This window comes from Streptomyces sp. CB02058 (genome assembly GCF_001905505.1).
Lineage (GTDB): Bacteria > Actinomycetota > Actinomycetes > Streptomycetales > Streptomycetaceae > Streptomyces.
Map to the genome: position 1 here is coordinate 1488525 of NZ_LIPG01000001.1, position 16857 is coordinate 1505381.

General features: G+C 70.8%; 16 protein-coding genes. 10 read left to right on the top strand and 6 right to left on the bottom strand.

All coding sequences use genetic code 11. The features are described 5' to 3' along the window. Nucleotides 1-4 precede the first annotated feature (4 nt). From frr to AMK10_RS06905, 8 genes are all read left to right on the top strand, one after another. On the top strand, nucleotides 5-562 hold the full coding sequence (gene frr / locus AMK10_RS06870) for a ribosome recycling factor (RefSeq protein WP_031100531.1): 558 nt from the start codon (nucleotides 5-7) through the stop codon (nucleotides 560-562). Continuing rightward, the gene (locus AMK10_RS06875; protein WP_073745765.1) at nucleotides 562-1650 is read left to right on the top strand and encodes a phosphatidate cytidylyltransferase; all 1089 of its coding nucleotides are present in this window, start codon (nucleotides 562-564) and stop codon (nucleotides 1648-1650) included. Before frr ends, AMK10_RS06875 begins: the two co-directional genes overlap by 1 nt. 316 nt (nucleotides 1651-1966) lie before the next feature. Beyond that, nucleotides 1967-2230: a hypothetical protein gene (locus AMK10_RS06880; RefSeq protein ID WP_198959633.1), complete on the top strand. Its 264-nt coding sequence runs from the start codon at nucleotides 1967-1969 to the stop codon at nucleotides 2228-2230. 81 nt (nucleotides 2231-2311) lie between these two features. After that, entirely contained in the window at nucleotides 2312-3418 is a 1107-nt protein-coding gene (gene rlmN / locus AMK10_RS06885) for a 23S rRNA (adenine(2503)-C(2))-methyltransferase RlmN (RefSeq protein ID WP_073745767.1), read from the top strand. A 404-nt stretch (nucleotides 3419-3822) separates the two neighbouring features. Continuing rightward, nucleotides 3823-4920, top strand: a complete 1098-nt coding sequence (locus tag AMK10_RS06890; RefSeq protein ID WP_073745769.1) for a thiamine ABC transporter substrate-binding protein — start codon at nucleotides 3823-3825, stop codon at nucleotides 4918-4920. A 44-nt stretch (nucleotides 4921-4964) separates the two neighbouring features. Beyond that, the gene (locus tag AMK10_RS06895; RefSeq protein ID WP_073746097.1) at nucleotides 4965-6581 is read left to right on the top strand and encodes an ABC transporter permease; all 1617 of its coding nucleotides are present in this window, start codon (nucleotides 4965-4967) and stop codon (nucleotides 6579-6581) included. A gap of 2 nt (nucleotides 6582-6583) precedes the next feature. Continuing rightward, complete coding sequence (locus tag AMK10_RS06900) at nucleotides 6584-7606, top strand: ABC transporter ATP-binding protein (protein ID WP_073745771.1); 1023 nt, start codon at nucleotides 6584-6586, stop codon at nucleotides 7604-7606. An 85-nt stretch (nucleotides 7607-7691) separates the two neighbouring features. After that, nucleotides 7692-8144: an SRPBCC family protein gene (locus tag AMK10_RS06905; protein WP_073745773.1), complete on the top strand. Its 453-nt coding sequence runs from the start codon at nucleotides 7692-7694 to the stop codon at nucleotides 8142-8144. A 22-nt stretch (nucleotides 8145-8166) separates the two neighbouring features. Here AMK10_RS06905 and AMK10_RS06910 read toward each other — a convergent pair whose 3' ends face one another. From AMK10_RS06910 to AMK10_RS06930, 5 genes are all read right to left on the bottom strand, one after another. Then, entirely contained in the window at nucleotides 8167-9285 is a 1119-nt protein-coding gene (locus AMK10_RS06910) for an LOG family protein (protein WP_073745775.1), read from the bottom strand. Nucleotides 9286-9320: 35 nt separating this feature from the next. Beyond that, nucleotides 9321-10484 carry a hypothetical protein gene (locus AMK10_RS06915; RefSeq protein ID WP_079180627.1) on the bottom strand — a complete coding sequence of 388 codons (1164 nt, stop codon included), beginning with the start codon at nucleotides 10482-10484 and terminating at the stop codon, nucleotides 9321-9323. Continuing rightward, nucleotides 10466-11203: an ABC transporter ATP-binding protein gene (locus tag AMK10_RS06920; RefSeq protein ID WP_073746099.1), complete on the bottom strand. Its 738-nt coding sequence runs from the start codon at nucleotides 11201-11203 to the stop codon at nucleotides 10466-10468. The genes AMK10_RS06915 and AMK10_RS06920 overlap by 19 nt, the downstream gene beginning before the upstream one ends. A 218-nt stretch (nucleotides 11204-11421) precedes the next feature. Beyond that, entirely contained in the window at nucleotides 11422-12801 is a 1380-nt protein-coding gene (locus AMK10_RS06925) for an aspartate aminotransferase family protein (protein ID WP_073745776.1), read from the bottom strand. Then, a complete protein-coding gene (locus AMK10_RS06930; protein ID WP_073745778.1) occupies nucleotides 12786-13292 on the bottom strand; it encodes an Lrp/AsnC family transcriptional regulator in 507 nt (168 codons plus the stop codon). The genes AMK10_RS06925 and AMK10_RS06930 overlap by 16 nt, the downstream gene beginning before the upstream one ends. A gap of 162 nt (nucleotides 13293-13454) precedes the next feature. Between AMK10_RS06930 and AMK10_RS06935 the strand changes: the two genes are divergently transcribed. Both AMK10_RS06935 and AMK10_RS06940 read left to right on the top strand, forming a co-directional pair. Then, complete coding sequence (locus AMK10_RS06935; RefSeq protein ID WP_073745780.1) at nucleotides 13455-14894, top strand: gamma-aminobutyraldehyde dehydrogenase; 1440 nt, start codon at nucleotides 13455-13457, stop codon at nucleotides 14892-14894. 170 nt (nucleotides 14895-15064) lie between these two features. Continuing rightward, on the top strand, nucleotides 15065-15589 hold the full coding sequence (locus AMK10_RS06940; protein ID WP_198959634.1) for a hypothetical protein: 525 nt from the start codon (nucleotides 15065-15067) through the stop codon (nucleotides 15587-15589). A 1-nt stretch (nucleotide 15590) separates the two neighbouring features. On the opposite strand, the gene AMK10_RS06945 is transcribed toward AMK10_RS06940, so the two are convergent. Further along, nucleotides 15591-16802, bottom strand: coding sequence for a serine hydrolase domain-containing protein (locus tag AMK10_RS06945; RefSeq protein WP_073745784.1), 1212 nt, complete (start codon nucleotides 16800-16802; stop codon nucleotides 15591-15593). Between the last annotated feature and the right edge of the window lie 55 nt (nucleotides 16803-16857).

A 16857-nucleotide genomic window follows, 5' to 3' on the forward strand; every position in this document is an offset into this window, starting at 1 on the left:
CGTGGTGATCGAAGAAATCCTCCTCGAGGCCGAGGAGAAGATGGAGAAGGCCGTCGTGGTCGCGAAAGAAGACTTCGCCGCGATCCGTACCGGCCGTGCGCACCCGGCGATGTTCAACAAGATCGTCGCCGACTACTACGGCGCGCTGACCCCGATCAACCAGCTGGCCTCGTTCTCGGTGCCCGAGCCGCGGATGGCCGTGGTGACGCCGTTCGACAAGACCGCGCTGCGCAACATCGAGCAGGCGATCCGTGACTCCGACCTCGGCGTCAACCCGAGCAACGACGGCAACATCATCCGTGTGACGTTCCCCGAGCTCACCCAGGACCGCCGCAAGGAGTACATCAAGGTCGCCAAGACCAAGGCCGAGGACTCCAAGATCTCGATCCGCTCCATCCGCCGCAAGGCCAAGGAGTCGCTCGACAAGCTCGTCAAGGACAAGGAGTCCGGCGAGGACGAGGTCCGCCGCGCGGAGAAGGAGCTCGACGACACCACCGCGAAGTACGTCGCGCAGGTGGACGAGCTGCTCAAGCACAAGGAAGCCGAGCTGCTCGAAGTCTGATGAACGACTCCACCTGGGGCGCCCCGCAGGGAGCCGGTTACTGGGGCGCGCCCGAGATGGGGGCCGCTCCGGCGGGTCCTGCATACGATGTGCGCGGCGCCCAGCAGACTCGGCCCATGCCCATCGTGCCGGACGTTCCCGACGCAGGTAGAGACGCTGACGACCGCGACGACCGGAACCAGGACGCCGTGAGCGTCAGCGGCCCCCTGTTCCGTGACGAGAAGCCGCAGGAGCCCATGTCCACCCCGCTGCCGACCCCGCCGCCGCCCAAGAAGCGTGCGGGGCGTGACCTGCGTGCCGCCATAGGGGTGGGTCTCGGTCTCGGCGTCCTCGTCGCCGGCTCGCTCTTCGTCGTGAAGGCGGTCTTCGTCGGTGTGGTGGTCCTGGCGGTGGTCGTCGGGCTCTGGGAGCTCACCTCCCGCCTCAAGGAGCGCAAGGGCATCAACGCCCCGCTCGTGCCGCTCGCCGTCGGCGGTGCCGCGATGGTGGTCGCCGGTTACGTACGGGAGGCGGAGGGCGCCTGGGTCGCCATGGCGCTCACGGCCCTCGCCGTGCTCGTGTGGCGGATGACGGAGCCTCCCGAGGGCTACCTCAAGGACGTCACGGCCGGCGTCTTCGCCGTGTTCTACGTGCCGTTCCTGGCGACGTTCGTCACCATGATGCTCACCGCGGACGACGGCGCCTGGCGGGTGCTGACGTTCCTGCTGCTGACCGTGGTCAGCGACACCGGCGCGTACGCCGTCGGCTGGCGCTTCGGCACGCACAAGCTGGCACCGCGCATCAGCCCCGGAAAGACCCGCGAGGGCCTGTTCGGCGCGGTCGGCTTCGCGATGGTGGCCGGTGCCCTGTGCATGGAGTTCCTGATCGACGGCGGGACCTGGTGGCAGGGACTGCTGATGGGCCTCGCTGTCGCAGCCAGCGCCACGCTGGGCGACCTCGGCGAGTCCATGATCAAGCGGGACCTGGGCATCAAGGACATGGGCACGCTCCTGCCCGGCCACGGCGGCATCATGGACCGGCTCGACTCGCTCCTGCCGAGCGCGCCGGTCGTCTGGCTGCTGCTGGTGCTGTTCGTCGGCTCCGGCTGAGCGGGACCGTCCGCGCACTTCCCGGGTGAGGGCCCGCCGCTTCCGGAGCGGCGGGCCCTCACCTCGTTCACCGGAACGTACGGTGATCGGACCGCAGCCTGAGGTTCGCCGCCCTCATGGCTCTTCCCGGGCCGGTCGCCGCCCCCACGGTGTCGTCACCGGATCACCGACCGGGGCCATGCAGGCCAATTCCGGGCGTGCCGTCGGCCGGCTCGTGACGCCCCGTGGCTACCTTCGGACCCGTGGAAGAACCTCCGTCGCCGCCGCCGCGACGCTCCGGCGGATCAGGGGAACCGCGACTCCGTACAACGTTCCCGTGGCGCTCGCGCTCCTCAAGCTGCCGACCGGCGCGCTGACCGCCGTACTCGGACTGCTTCTGATGCGGGGTGCGTTCGTCCCCGGTCTTTCGGCCCTCGACTCGTCGGCGCAGATCATCGGGTGGGCGATCATCTTCGGCTATTCGCAGCAGATCTTCACGAGACTCGTCGACCGGCAGGGACAGGCCGTCCTCGACGCAGTCGGCGGACCGGTCATCCAGAAGCCGACGCGGGTGGCCGAGCCGGCGGAGGAGCCCCGCTGACCGCCCCGTGCGACGGGTCACCGCCCTCCGGCTCGGCAGCGGTCCTCAGCACCGCGGCGTGTCTGTAACACTGGAAGAACCATGCCTAAGCCCGGAGAACTCACTTTCGTCGCGCCCCGTGGAGCCAAGCGGCCGCCGCGGCACCTCGCCGACCTCACGCCCGACGAGCGCAAGGAAGCAGTCGCCGCGACCGGCGAGAAGCCCTTCCGCGCCAAGCAGCTGTCGCAGCACTACTTCACGCGGTACGCCCACGACCCGGCCGAGTGGACCAACATCCCGGCCGCGTCGCGCGAGAAGCTCGCCGAGGCGATGTTCCCCGACCTCATGTCGGTCATGCGCCACATCAGCTGTGACGACGACACCACCCGCAAGACGCTCTGGAAGCTGCACGACGGGACGCTCGTCGAGTCCGTCCTCATGCGGTATCCGGACCGGGTGACCATGTGCATCTCGTCACAGGCGGGCTGCGGGATGAACTGCCCGTTCTGCGCGACCGGGCAGGCGGGTCTCGACCGCAACCTGTCGACCGCGGAGATCGTGCACCAGATCGTGGACGGCATGCGGGCGCTGCGCGACGGCGAGGTTCCCGGCGGGCCCGCCAGGCTCTCCAACATCGTCTTCATGGGCATGGGCGAGCCGCTGGCCAACTACAAGCGCGTCGTCGGGGCGATCCGGCGGCTGACGGACCCGGAGCCCGACGGGCTGGGGCTCTCGCAGCGCGGGATCACGGTCTCCACCGTGGGCCTGGTGCCCGCCATGCTGCGCTTCGCCGACGAGGGCTTCAAGTGCCGCCTCGCGGTCTCGCTGCACGCCCCGGACGACGAGCTGCGCGACACCCTCGTCCCCGTGAACACCCGCTGGAAGGTCCGGGAGGTCCTGGACGCGGCGTGGGAGTACGCCGAGAAGTCCGGCCGCCGCATCTCCATCGAGTACGCGCTGATCCGCGACATCAACGACCAGGCGTGGCGGGGCGACCGGCTGGGCCGGCTGCTCAAGGGCAAGCGGGTGCACGTCAACCTCATCCCGCTGAACCCGACCCCCGGCTCGAAGTGGACCGCTTCGCGGCCCGAGGACGAGAAGGCGTTCGTCGAGGCGATCGCCGCCCACGGCGTGCCGGTCACCGTCCGGGACACCCGTGGCCAGGAGATCGACGGCGCCTGCGGTCAGCTGGCGGCCTCCGAGCGCTGAGCGGGAGAAGGCGGCCGGGCGCCGTCCGGCCGGAGGGCGGGGAGGAACCGGCGGCGTCCCACCGCGGTGGAGACCGGGGCGGACCGGTGGCGTCCGACGCCGTGGAGACCGCGGCGGACCGGTGGCGTCCGACCGCGGTGGAGCCCGCGCGGACCAGCGGCATCCGGCCGGTCCGGCGTGTTCGGGCCGGTGTAGCCTGGCCCCGAAATCAACTTCATATTCCGACAGGGGAGCGCCACAGCGCTGAGAGTGCGGCACCGAGGACAGGTCGGCCGCAGACCCTCTGAACCTCGCCCGGGTCATTCCGGGTAGGAAGTTCGGACCTTACTCAAGCTGTTGCGCCCTGCCCGCTCACCGAGCGGGTGGGGCCGCGTCTCTTCCTGGTCACTTCCAGGAGGAATCATATGAACACCACCACGAGGTACGCGGCGACGGCGCTCGCCGCCGCGCTCGGCGTCTCCGTGCTCGCGGGCTGCGGCGGTTCCGACGGCAAGGTGTCCGGTGGATCGGGGGACGGGGACTCCAGGACCGTCACCCTGGTCAGCCACGACTCGTTCAACGCGTCGGACGCCGTGCTCAAGGCGTTCACCAAGGAGACCGGCTACACGGTCAAGGTGCTCAAGAGCGGTGACGCCGGAGCCGCGCTCAACCAGGAGATCCTGACCAAGGGCTCCCCGCGGGGCGACGTGTTCTTCGGCGTCGACAACACGCTGCTCTCCCGCGCCCTGGACAACGGCCTGTTCACGCCCTACGAGGCCAAGGGCCTGGACCGCGTGGCCGCCGCCACGCAGCTTGACGCGGACGAGCACCGGGTGACGCCCGTCGACACGGGCGACATCTGCGTCAACTACGACAAGAAGTACTTCGCCGACAAGAAGCTCGACCCGCCGAAGTCCTTCGACGACCTGCTGAAGCCGGCGTACAAGAACCTCCTCGTCACCGAGAACGCCGCGACCTCCTCGCCCGGCCTCGGCTTCCTCCTCGGCACCGTCGCCACCTACGGCGAGACCGGCTACCAGGACTACTGGAAGAAGCTGAAGAGCAACGGCGTCAAGGTCGTCGACGGCTGGGAGCAGGCGTACAACGAGGAGTTCTCCGGCTCCGCGGGCGGCAGGAAGGCCAAGGCGGACCGGCCCCTCGTCGTCTCGTACGCGTCGAGCCCGCCCGTCGAGGTGCTCTACGCCGACCCGCAGCCCACCGAGGCCCCGACCGGCGTCGCCACCGGCACCTGCTTCCGCCAGATCGAGTTCGCCGGTCTGCTGGACGGCGCGAAGAACGAGAAGGGCGGCAAGGCGCTGCTGGACTTCCTGATCAGCAAGCAGTTCCAGGAGGACATGCCGCTGAACATGTTCGTGAACCCGGTGGCGAAGGACGCGAAGCTGCCCGAGCTCTTCACCGAGTTCGGTGCGACCGTCGACGAGCCGACGACCGTGGCACCGGAGAAGATCGCCAAGAACCGTGAGCAGTGGGTCCAGTCGTGGTCCTCGCTCGTCGTGAAGTAGCCGCGCGGCCCCGGCGCCGGGGGAACGCGGTGCGGCTCGGCCTGATGGCCCTGCCCGTCGCGTTCTTCGCGCTGTTCTTCGCCTACCCCGTCGCCGCGATCGTCGGCCGGGGGCTGAGGACGGACGGCGTCTGGCAGTTCGGCCGGATAGGCACGGTGCTGAGCCGGCCGGACATCCTCGACGTCCTCTGGTTCACCACCTGGCAGGCCCTCGCCTCCACCGTCCTCACCCTGGTGATCGCGCTGCCCGGCGCCTATGTGTTCGCCCGCTTCGACTTCCCGGGCAAGCAGGTCCTGCGCGCCGTCGTGACCGTGCCGTTCGTGCTGCCGACCGTCGTGGTGGGCACCGCGTTCCTGGCGCTGCTGGGACGCGGAGGGTTCCTCGACGAGCTCTGGGGCGTCCGGCTCGACACCACCGTGTGGGCGATCCTGCTCGCCCATGTGTTCTTCAACTACGCCGTGGTCGTACGGACCGTGGGCGGCCTGTGGGCCCAGCTCGACCCCCGTCAGGAGGAGGCCGCCCGGGTGCTCGGGGCCGGACGCCTCGCCGCCTGGCGGCGGGTGACGCTGCCCGCGCTCGGTCCGGCGGTGGCCGCCGCCGCGCTGATGGTCTTCCTCTTCACGTTCACCTCCTTCGGAGTCGTCCAGATCCTCGGCGGTCCGGCGTACTCCACGCTGGAGGTGGAGATCTACCGCCAGACCGCGCAGCTGCTCGACCTGCCGACGGCCGCCGTGCTGACCCTCGTGCAGTTCACCGCGGTCGGCGGCATCCTCGCCGTGCACGCCTGGACCGTGCGGCGCAGGGAGACGGCGCTGAAGCTCGTCGACCCGGCGCAGACCTCCCGGCCGCCCCGGGGCGCCGGACAACGGGCGCTGCTCGGTGGCGTACTGCTGACCGTGCTGCTGCTGATCCTGCTGCCGCTCGGCGTGCTGGTGGAACGGTCCTTCGACACCTCCGGCGGCTACGGCCTCGGCTTCTACCGCGCGCTGCAGTCCGCCGACGCCAACGGCTCCACGTTCCTGGTGCCGCCGCTCGACGCCATCGGCAACTCCCTGCGCTACGCCGCCGTCGCGACCCTCATCGCCCTGCTGATCGGCGGCCTGGCGGCAGCCGCCCTGACCCTCCCCCACGCGGGCAGGCTCGTACGGGGCTTCGACGCGCTGCTGATGCTGCCGCTCGGGGTGTCAGCCGTCACGGTCGGCTTCGGCTTCCTGATCACGCTCGACGAGCCGCCGTTGGATCTGCGCACGTCCTGGATCCTCGTCCCGCTCGCCCAGGCCCTGGTCGGCGTCCCCTTCGTCGTACGCACCATGCTGCCCGTCCTGCGCGCGGTCGACGACCGGCTGCGCGAGGCCGCCGCCGTCCTCGGTGCGTCGCCGCTGCGGGCCTGGCGCGAGGTGGACCTGCCGCTGGTGCGCAGGGCGGTACTGGTCGCCGCGGGCTTCGCCTTCGCCGTGTCGCTCGGGGAGTTCGGCGCGACCGTGTTCATCGCCCGCCCCGACAACCCCACCCTGCCGGTCGCCGTGGCGCGGCTGCTGGGGCGCTCCGGAGAGCTCAACTACGGCCAGGCGATGGCCCTCAGCACGATTCTGATGCTCGTCTGCGCGGTCTCGCTGCTCCTTCTCGAACGTATCCGCACCGACCGATCAGGGGAGTTCTAGAGATGCTGGCAGTGGAGTCGGCCACGGTCCGGTTCGGGGAGCGGGCCGCGCTGGACGCCGTGGACCTCCAGGTCGCGGACCACGAGACCGTCTGTGTGCTGGGCCCCAGCGGCAGCGGCAAGTCGACGCTGCTGCGGGCGGTGGCCGGGCTGCAGTCCCTGGACGGCGGGCGGGTGCTGCTGGACGGCGTCGACCAGGCCCCGCTGCCCGTGCACCGGCGCGGGCTCGGCCTGATGTTCCAGGACCACCAGCTCTTCCCGCACCGGGACGTCGCCGCGAACGTCGCCTTCGGCCTGCGGATGCACGGCGTGCCCCGCGCCGAACGTGACCGCAGGGCCGCCGAACTCCTGGACCTGGTCGGCCTGCCCGGGGCCGGGCACCGGGCCGTCGCCGCCCTGTCCGGCGGCGAGCAGCAGCGCGTGGCCCTCGCCCGCGCGCTGGCGCCCCGCCCCAAGCTCCTGATGCTCGACGAACCGCTGGGCCAGCTGGACCGGAGCCTGCGGGAGCGGCTCGTCGTCGAACTGCGCACCCTCTTCGGCCGCCTCGGCACCACCGTGCTCGCCGTCACCCACGACCAGGGCGAGGCCTTCGCACTGGCCGACCGCGTCGTGGTCATGCGGGACGGCCGCATCGCCCAGGCGGGCACCCCGCTGGAGGTCTGGCAGCGCCCCGCCTCGGCCTTCGTCGCCCGCTTCCTGGGCTTCGACAACCTGGTGGCCGCGACGGTCACCGGCACCGCCGCCGACACGGCCTGGGGCAAGGTCCCGGTGCCCGAAGGATCGCCCCAGGGCGAGCGCGAGCTGCTCGTGCGGCCGGGCGGAGTCCGGATCGGGAGCCCGAAGGACGGCCTGCGCTGCACGGTGGGCGCCCGGACCTTCCGCGGCCACCACGTCACCGTCGTCCTGCACCCCGCGGACGGCCCGCCGCTGGAGGCCGAGTGCGGCCTGCGGGACACCCCGGACGAGGGTGCCGAGGTGGGCGTGGCCTTCGACCCGGCGGAGACGGTCGTGCTTCCCCCGGCCTGACCCGCTTCCCCCGGCCTGACCCGCCCGGTGGCGGCCTTCCCCGGAGCCTGGTCCTCTGAAGTGGGGCGTCGAAGGGAACAGCGTCATGGCCGGCTCAGTGCGCGAGGGCATCGACATCACCCGCGAGGTCGCGGCGCCCCGGGACCGTGTGTTCGCGGCCTGGACGGTCCCCGAGGACTTCGCCGCCTGGTACGGGGGCGACGCCGACGTGCCGCTGGACCGGGTGTCGATGGACGTCGCACCGGGCGGCGCCTGGAGCCTCGTCATCGTGGTGCCCGGCACGGAGATGCCCTTCCACGGCGTCTACCAGGAGGTCTCCCCGCCCGAGCGGCTCGTCTTCACGCTGAAGGACGCCGGCGCGCCCGAGGGCACCGAGGGGGAGACCGTCACGGTCACCCTCACCGAGAAGAGCCGCACGTCCACCGAGATGGTCTTCCGGCAGCGCGGCGGCAACCTCACACCCGAGCAGTACGCGGCGGCCGAGGACGGCTGGGAGGCCTTCTTCGACGCCCTCGACACCCGGCTCGCCGCCCGCTGAACCCCCGGGGGCGGCGGCCCGCTCAGCCGCTCAGCCGGGCCAGCGCCCCGGCAGCCTCCTCCACGGTGTCGACGAGCGCGATTCGGGACTCCATCGCACGGTCCGCCGCGAGCGCGCTCAGCAGCGGCCACGCGGGCAGCTTCTCCGTCCAGTGCGCGCGGTTCACCAGCACCATCGGTGTGGGCGCGGAACGCGACTCGTAGTAGTTCGGCGTCGCGTTGTCGAAGATCTCCTGCACGGTCCCGGCCGCGCCGGGCAGGAAGATCACACCCGCCGTCGAGCGGGCCAGCAGCCCGTCCTCGCGCAGGGCGTTCGCGAAGTACTTGGCTATGTGGTCCGCGAAGGCGTTCGGCGGCTCGTGTCCGTAGAACCAGGTGGGGATCGCGACCGAGGTGCCACCTTCCGGCCAGCGCTCCCTCACATCGAAGGCCGCCGTCGCCCAGTCCGTGACCGAAGGGCTGAACGAGGGTGCGGCGGCGAGGAGTTCGCAGGCCTTGAGCAGCATCGCGTCGGTGTACGGAGCGGAGTACGCGCCCAGGTTGGCCGCCTCCATCGCGCCCGGGCCACCGCCCGTGGCGACCGTGAGACCGCTGCGGGCCAGCTCCCTGCCGAGCGTCGCGGCACCGGTGTACTCCTCGGTGCCCCGGGCCATCGCGTGGCCGCCCATCACGCCCACCACCCGCGCCCCGGCGAGGTGTTCGTCCAGCGCGTCGGAGACCGCGTCGTCGTGGAGCGCCCGCAGCATCGAGGCGAAGACGTCGCCGTTCGACCTGGTCAGCTGGAACCAGGCGTAGGCGCGGGCGTCCGGCGTAGCCGAGTAGCCGCCCTGTCCGAGCCCTTCGTACAGGGCCTCGGGGTTGTAGAGCAGTCCGCGGTACGGGTCGAAGGGCAGGCCCGGCACCGGTGGGAAGACGAAGGCGCCGTCCGCCCGTATCTTCGCCTCGGCGCGGGGCTCCATGCGGCAGCCGAGGAAGACCGCGCCCCGGGTGTCGGTCGTGAGCAGGGCCTCGGTCCGGTCCGTCAGATCGACGGACTGGACGCGGTGGCCGGCCAGGGTCCCGGCCGCCACCGCCTGATCGAATGCGGCGAGCGTCTCTATCTCGACGCCGGGTGCGTAGGTGTTCTCGTCCGGATTCTCCACGCCGCCATGCTACGTACCGGCTTCCGCGGAGGGTGTCACTCCGTCAGGGGCAGCGCCGCCAGCACCGCGATCGCCCAGGTCAGCGGGGCGAAGACGACCAGCAGGGCCACCGCCCGCAGGGCTGCGGCGGACCGCAGCGCGGAGGCCGGGGCGCCGAGCCGCAGCAGGGTGCTGGCCGTACGGGCGCGGGCCTGCTTGGCCTCCAGCGCGGAGGTCATCAGCGTGGCGGTGGTGCAGCCGACGACGAGTACGGCGCCGAGCGCGGTCAGCGGGCCGAAGGGGCGCGGGCCGCCGGTGTACAGGACGGACGCCGCGATCACCCCCGACAGCACCGCGCAGACCACCCCGAGCGGCCGGCCGATCCGGGACGCCTCGTCCATCAGCACCCGGCCGGCCAGCAGCCGCACGGCTCCCGGGCGCACGGCCTGGAGCAGCCGTCCGCAGAGATGGGTGAGACCGGGCCCCGCCATCGCCAGACCGATCGCGGTCAGGGTCCAGCCCACGAGCACGGCCGCGGGGGTGGAGTCCAGCCGGCCGGGCAGCGGGAAGGGGCTGCCCGCCGAGTCGCGGCTCGTGTACGCCTCGACCGCGAGCCCGGCCGCTGTGAGCGCCACCCCCCAGGGCAGGCCCGTCGGCGCCGGGGCGGGCGCGAGGTCGTCCTCCGCCTCCTGCGCCTCGGAGGGCGCGACGGGCCTGGACCGCAGCGCGAGCCCGCCGGCCGCCGAAGCAGCCAGCGGCACCACTGCCAGCAGCATCAGCGCGGCGGCGAGCGGCAGCGGGGTGCCCGCGCCCAGGAACTCGGCCGCGCCCCCGTCGAACGGCAGCCCGGTCAGATCGCCGCGCAGATGCAGGAAGAAGAGCAGCGCCACGACCGACCCGAGCGTGGTGGACACCGCCGTGGAGATCGCCGCGAGCAGCGAGAGACGGGCCGGCCCGAGACCGGCGGCGAAGAGACCGGGTCGCGGACGCGTGCTCGGATCCGTACGCGCGACGGCGACCGCGAACTGGACCGTCGCGGCCAGCGGCACGGCGCACCAGAGCAGCCGCAGGACGGAACCGGAGGCATGCGCCGGGTGCCCGGAGGCGTATCCCAGGGTGCACAGGAGCAGGAAGCCGACCCCCGCCGACGCGGCGGCGAGAAGCAGCCGCCGCATCAGGACCAGGGGATGCGAGCCGCGGGTCAGACGGAGAGCGAGCACGCCGAGCGGCCTTCCGTATCGGACGCGGAGGGCAGGGAGACGGTGTTGACTCGGCGGCCGTCCAGCAGCGAGACCACACGGTCCCCCAGGGAGGCGACCTCCGGGTCGTGGGTGGCGAGCACGACGGTGATGCCGTGCGAGCGCGCCGCCGTGGTCAGAGTGCGCAGCAGCTGGGCGCGCTCGGCGTGGTGCAGCGTCGCCGTCGGCTCGTCCGCGAAGATCACGGACGGCGAGGCGGCCAGCGCGCGGGCCACGGAGATCCGCTGGCGCTGGGACTGGAGGAGCGCGTGGGGTCGCTTCCTGGCGAGAGGGCCGATGTCCAGGCGCTCCAGCCACTCGGTGGCCGCCTTCTTCGCCTGCCGGTGGGAGACGCCCCGCAGCAGCAGCGGCAGTGCGGCGTTCTCCCAGGTGTTGAGCTCGGGCACGAGCTGCGGTTCGGCCGCGATCCAGCCGAATCTTTCCCGGCGCAGCTGTTCGCGCAGCCGGGGGCCCATGGTGTGCACGGGGACGCTGTTGAACCAGACCTCTCCCTGGTCGGGCACCAGCTGGCCGGAGAGGCAGTGCAGGAGTGTCGTCTTGCCGCTCCCCCGTGGCCCGGTCACGGCGAGGATCTCGCCGTCGCGGACGCCGAGGGAGACACCGCCGAGCCCCGGGGAGCCGTTGTGGGAGTGGTGCAGGGAACGTGCCCAGATCACGTCGTTGTCGGGCGGGGCCACCATGGCGTACACCTCGGTTCGGATCAGATTTCCCATTCCCCCGTATGGGGGAACGAGGTCAAGGCCGATCGGTCACTCGGCACGCTAGGCAGCCGGACCGGGGTGTCGGGACAGTACGCGGCCCGGATGCTCCCCTTCTCACTCGAACGGGTGCATCCGGGCCGCGTGGACCGTATGAAATGACTGCTGCGCGGGCTCGCGCCGGCGACAGGAGCCGTCGGTCAGAGCTTCGTCCAGGCCTCCGTCAGGACGCCGCGCAGAATGCCCTCGATCTCGTCGAAGGTCGACTGGTCGGAGATCAGCGGCGGCGCGAGCTGCACGACCGGGTCGCCGCGGTCGTCGGCCCGGCAGTAGAGGCCGTTCTCGTACAGCGCCTTGGAGAGGAAGCCGTACAGGACGCGCTCGGTCTCCTCGTCGGTGAAGGTCTCCTTGGTGGCCTTGTCCTTCACCAGCTCGATGCCGTAGAAGAAGCCGTTGCCGCGGACGTCGCCGACGATCGGCAGGTCGTGCAGCTTCTGGAGCGTCGTCAGGAAGGCGTTCTCGTTGTCCAGGACGTGCTGGTTGAGGCCCTCGCGCTCGAAGATGTCGAGGTTGGCGAGGCCGACCGCCGCGGACACCGGGTGGCCGCCGAAGGTGTAGCCGTGCAGGAAGGTGTTGTCGCCCTGGTAGAACGGCTCGGCCAGCCGGTCGGAGATGATGCACGCGCCGATGGGGGAGTAGCCCGAGGTCATGCCCTTGGCGCAGGTGATCATGTCCGGCACGTAGCCGAACTTGTCGCAGGCGAACATCGTGCCGAGGCGGCCGAAGGCGCAGATGACCTCGTCGGAGACGAGCAGTACGTCATGCCGGTCGCAGATCTCGCGCACCCGCTGGAAGTACCCGGGCGGCGGCGGGAAGCAGCCGCCGGCGTTCTGGACGGGCTCCAGGAAGACCGCGGCGACCGTGTCCGGGCCCTCGAAGAGGATCTGCTGCTCGATCTGGTCGGCGGCCCAGCGGCCGAAGGCCTCCGGGTCGTCGCCGAACAGAGGCGCGCGGTAGATGTTGGTGTTCGGCACCTTGTGCGCGCCGGGGACCAGCGGCTCGAACGGGGCCTTGAGCGCGGGCAGTCCGGTGATCGACAGGGCGCCCTGCGGGGTGCCGTGATAGGCGACCGCGCGCGAGATGACCTTGTACTTGGTGGGCTTGCCCTTGAGCTTGAAGTACTGCTTGGCCAGCTTCCAGGCCGTCTCCACGGCCTCGCCGCCGCCCGTGGTGAAGAAGACCTTGTTGAGGTCGCCCGGGGCGTGGTGCGCCAGCCGCTCGGCCAGTTCGACGGCCTTGGGGTGGGCGTAGGACCACACGGGGAAGAAGCCCAGCTCCTGGCCCTGCTTGTACGCGGTCTCGGCGAGCTCGTGACGGCCGTGTCCGGCGTTGACGACGAACAGGCCGGAGAGGCCGTCGAGGTAGCGCTTGCCCTTGTCGTCGTAGATGTAGGTGCCTTCGCCACGCACGATGGTGGGAACGGGCGCGTTCTCGTAGTCCGACATGCGGGTGAAGTGCATCCACAGGTGGTCGTACGCGGTTCGGCTGAGGTCCTTGCTCACGGCTATCGGGTTCCCCACATGTAGGTCTGCTTCTTGAGCTTGAGGTAGACGAAGCTCTCGGTGGAGCGCACGCCGGGTATGGCCCGGATGCGTTTGTTGATCGTCTCCAGCAGGTGGTCGTCGTCCTCGCAGACGATCTCCACCATGAGGTCGAAGGAGCCCGCGGTCATCACCACGTACTCGCACTCGGCCATGGCCGACAGGGCCTCGGCCACGGGGTCGAGGTCGCCCTCGACGTTGATCCCGACCATCGCCTGGCGCCGCAGCCCCACGGTGAGCGGGTCCGTGACGGCGACGATCTGCATCACGCCCTGGTCGAGCAGCTTCTGGACGCGCTGGCGCACGGCCGCTTCGGACAGGCCCACGGCCTTGCCGATCGCGGCGTACGGACGGCGTCCGTCCTCCTGGAGCTGCTCGATGATTGCGAGGGACACGGCATCGACGGCTGGTGCCGATCCGTTCCCGGTCCTGGAGTCTGCGCTGCGACTGGCCACACACTCACTGTGCACCGCGACTCGTCTGTCTGGCAAGCCCGATTCGATGAAATTCGTTGTTTCGAAGGTTCAAACTCACTGAATCCGAAGTTATCGGCGGTTGGGTATGTCGAAAGCGTCACCGAACCGTTTAGGGTGGATGTCTCACCCATCGGACAGTCGACAGGAGGGGTCGTTGTGACCACCGAGGTGCGCCGTCTGCGCAACTACATCGACGGAGAGTTCCGGGACGCCGCGGACGGGCGGACCATCGACGTGGTCAACCCGGTGACGGAAGAGGTCTACGCGACCTCCCCGCTCTCCGGGCAGGCCGACGTCGACGCCGCCATGCAGGCCGCCGCCGCGGCCTTCCCCGCCTGGCGCGACGTGACTCCCGCGGAGCGCCAGAAAGCCCTGCTGAAGATCGCGGACGCCTTCGAGGAGCGGGCGGAGGACCTCATCGCGGCCGAGTCGGAGAACACCGGCAAGCCGCTGGAGCTCACCCGCACCGAAGAGATCCCGCCGATGGTGGACCAGATCCGCTTCTTCGCGGGCGCCGCCCGGCTGCTGGAGGGCCGCTCGGCCGGCGAGTACATGGAGGGGCTGACCTCCATCGTCCGGCGCGAGCCGGTGGGCGTCTGCGCCCAGGTCGCGCCGTGGAACTACCCGATGATGATGGCGGTGTGGAAGTTCGCCCCGGCGCTCGCCGCGGGCAACACCGTCGTGATCAAGCCGTCCGACACCACTCCGGCGTCGACCGTGCTGATCGCCGAGATCATCGGGCAGATCCTGCCCAAGGGCGTCTTCAACGTCATCTGCGGCGACCGTGAGACCGGCCGTGCGATGGTCGAGCACCCCACCCCGGCGATGGCCTCCATCACCGGTTCCGTACGGGCCGGCATGCAGGTCGCGGAGTCCGCGGCCAAGGACGTCAAGCGGGTCCACCTGGAGCTCGGCGGCAAGGCACCCGTCGTCGTGTTCGAGGACACCGACATCGCCAAGGCCGTCGAAGGCATCTCCGTGGCCGGTTACTTCAACGCGGGCCAGGACTGTACGGCTGCCACCCGCGTCATGGTCCACGAGTCCATCCACGACGAGTTCGTCACCGCCCTCGCCAAGGCGGCGGCCGACACGAAGACCGGCCTGCCGGACGACGAGGACGTGCTGTACGGCCCGCTCAACAACGCCAACCAGCTCGCCCAGGTCGTCGGGTTCATCGAACGGCTCCCGGCGCACGCCAAGGTCGAGGCCGGCGGCCACCGGGTCGGCGACAAGGGCTACTTCTACGCTCCGACCGTCGTCTCGGGCCTCCGGCAGGACGACGAGATCATCCAGCACGAGGTCTTCGGGCCCGTCATCACCGTCCAGTCCTTCACGGACGAGGCCCAGGCCGTGGAGTACGCCAACGGCGTCGAGTACGCCCTGGCCTCCTCGGTGTGGACCAAGGACCACTCCCGCGCGATGCGCATGTCCAAGAAGCTCGACTTCGGCTGCGTGTGGATCAACACCCACATCCCGCTCGTCGCCGAGATGCCGCACGGCGGGTTCAAGAAGTCCGGCTACGGCAAGGACCTCTCCGCGTACGGCTTCGAGGACTACACCAGGATCAAGCACGTCATGACGTCCCTGGACGACTGACACGTCTTCTCCGTAGTCGCGTTCGCGGTCGCGGCCGCAGTGGAAGTGAACGGCCGCAGTCGCAGTGCGCGGCCACATTCGCAGTGGCGGCAACGGCCCCGGGCCCCGGCCCGGGGCCGTTCCGTGTACCCCCGAATTGAACGTGTTCATGGCGGGCGTACGCTGCGGGCATGAGCGAGCGAGCCCTCTTGCGGCGCATACGCGTGTGGTTGGTCGTCTTCATCGTCTGTCTGGTGCTCAGCGGCCTCACGGCCTTCCCGCTGGTCACCGAACTCCACTGGCTCGAGGACCTGCTGACGTCCTCGGCCTCCCCCTTCCCCGAGCACTTCCCGGCGTTCACGGAGTGGATCACCCGGGTCCGGACCGGTCTCGACGAGACCGATGCCGCCCACCCCTTCGTGCTCTACGGCACCGACTGGCTGGCCTTCGCCCACCTCGTCATCGCGGTCGCCTTCTACGGCCCCTACCGCGACCCCGTCCGCAACATCTGGGTGATCGAGTTCGGCATGATCGCCTGCGCCGGGATCATCCCGCTCGCGCTGATCTGCGGGCCGATCCGGGACATCCCCTTCGGGTGGACCCTCGTCGACATGTCCTTCGGAGTCTTCGGGATCATCCCGCTGCTCGTCGTCCACCGCATGATCAAGCGGCTGGAGACCACGACGGCCGGGCTGCCGGCCGCCCGGCCCGCATGACTCAGCCGGCCGAGGGGGCACCGAACGCCGCCACGATGACGCCCAGCGCCGTGGGGTTGATGTCCTGCCCCTTCGCGTCGGTCGAGTTGACGCTGTAGACGAGCGTGCGGGACAGATCACGGGTTGCCGCCATCACCGAGTTGTAGCCCCAGCGGCCCCCCGTCTTCCCCCATACCTGCCGCCCGCCCAGGGTCATGACGCTGAGTCCGGCGCCGAACTGGGCGGGCTTGCCCGTGCCGTACGTCCGCACCGAGGAGCCCGGCAGTGTGAACATCTCCTCCAGCAGCGGTCCCCGCACCACCTGCCCACGGAAGAGTGCCTTGGTGAAACGCTCCAGATCTGCGGTGGTCGAGATGATGTCTCCTGCCGCCCATCCGTCGGTGGTGCCCCACACCGTCACGTCCCGCAGCTCCGTGCCACCGGACGCCGTGGCGAATGCCTGGTAGCCGTGGTTGTGCGGTCCGTGGATGCGCGGGTCGGCGCCGGGGAACGAGGTGGAGCGCAGCCCAAGCGGGCGCAGGACGCGCTCGCCCACCTGGTGGGCGTACGTGTCGCCCGTCACCTTCTCGATCAGGAGCCCCAGCAGCGTGTAGTTGATGTTCAGGTAGTGCTGGCTCGTCCCGGGGGCGAACTCCGGCTCCTGCCCCATGGCCGAGGCGACCATGTCACGGGGGGAGTGGAAGTCGAAGCGGTGGGCGTACCAGTCCTCCAGGGTCCCGCCCGTCGTCCGGGCCGCCGGTATCCCGCTCGTGTGGTTGAGCAGCTGCCGGACGCTCACCCGGCCGTACGCCGCCGGGATCAGGTCCGGGAGGTAGTCCCTGGCCGCCCGGCCGAGGTCCAGCTCGTGCTCGGCGGCCAGTTGCAGGACCGTGGCGGCGGTGAAGACCTTCGTCACCGAGCCGGCGCGGAACCGTGCGTCCGGATCGGCGGGGCTGTTCGAGACCAGGTCGTGCACCCCTGAGCTGCCGCGCCAGCTTCCGTCCGTGCCCGCGACCCGTACCAGCGCCGCGGTCGCGCCGTCGTCGGGCAGTCCGGAGATCGCCGCGCGCAGGGCCGCGGCATCGGTTGCGCGGACTCCGTGCGCGGAGGCGGAAACGGATGAGGCGGCGGGCCCGGAAGGGCCGTTGCCTGCCGCCACGGCGGGAGCGGTGGGTCCCGACGCGATGCCGAGGACCAGTGCTGCGGCGAGGAGGGCGCGGGCGCGGCTGTTCATGGGGTGCCTCCGGAAGGTGGAGTCGGTGACCGGGTGATGACTCCATCCTCTTGAT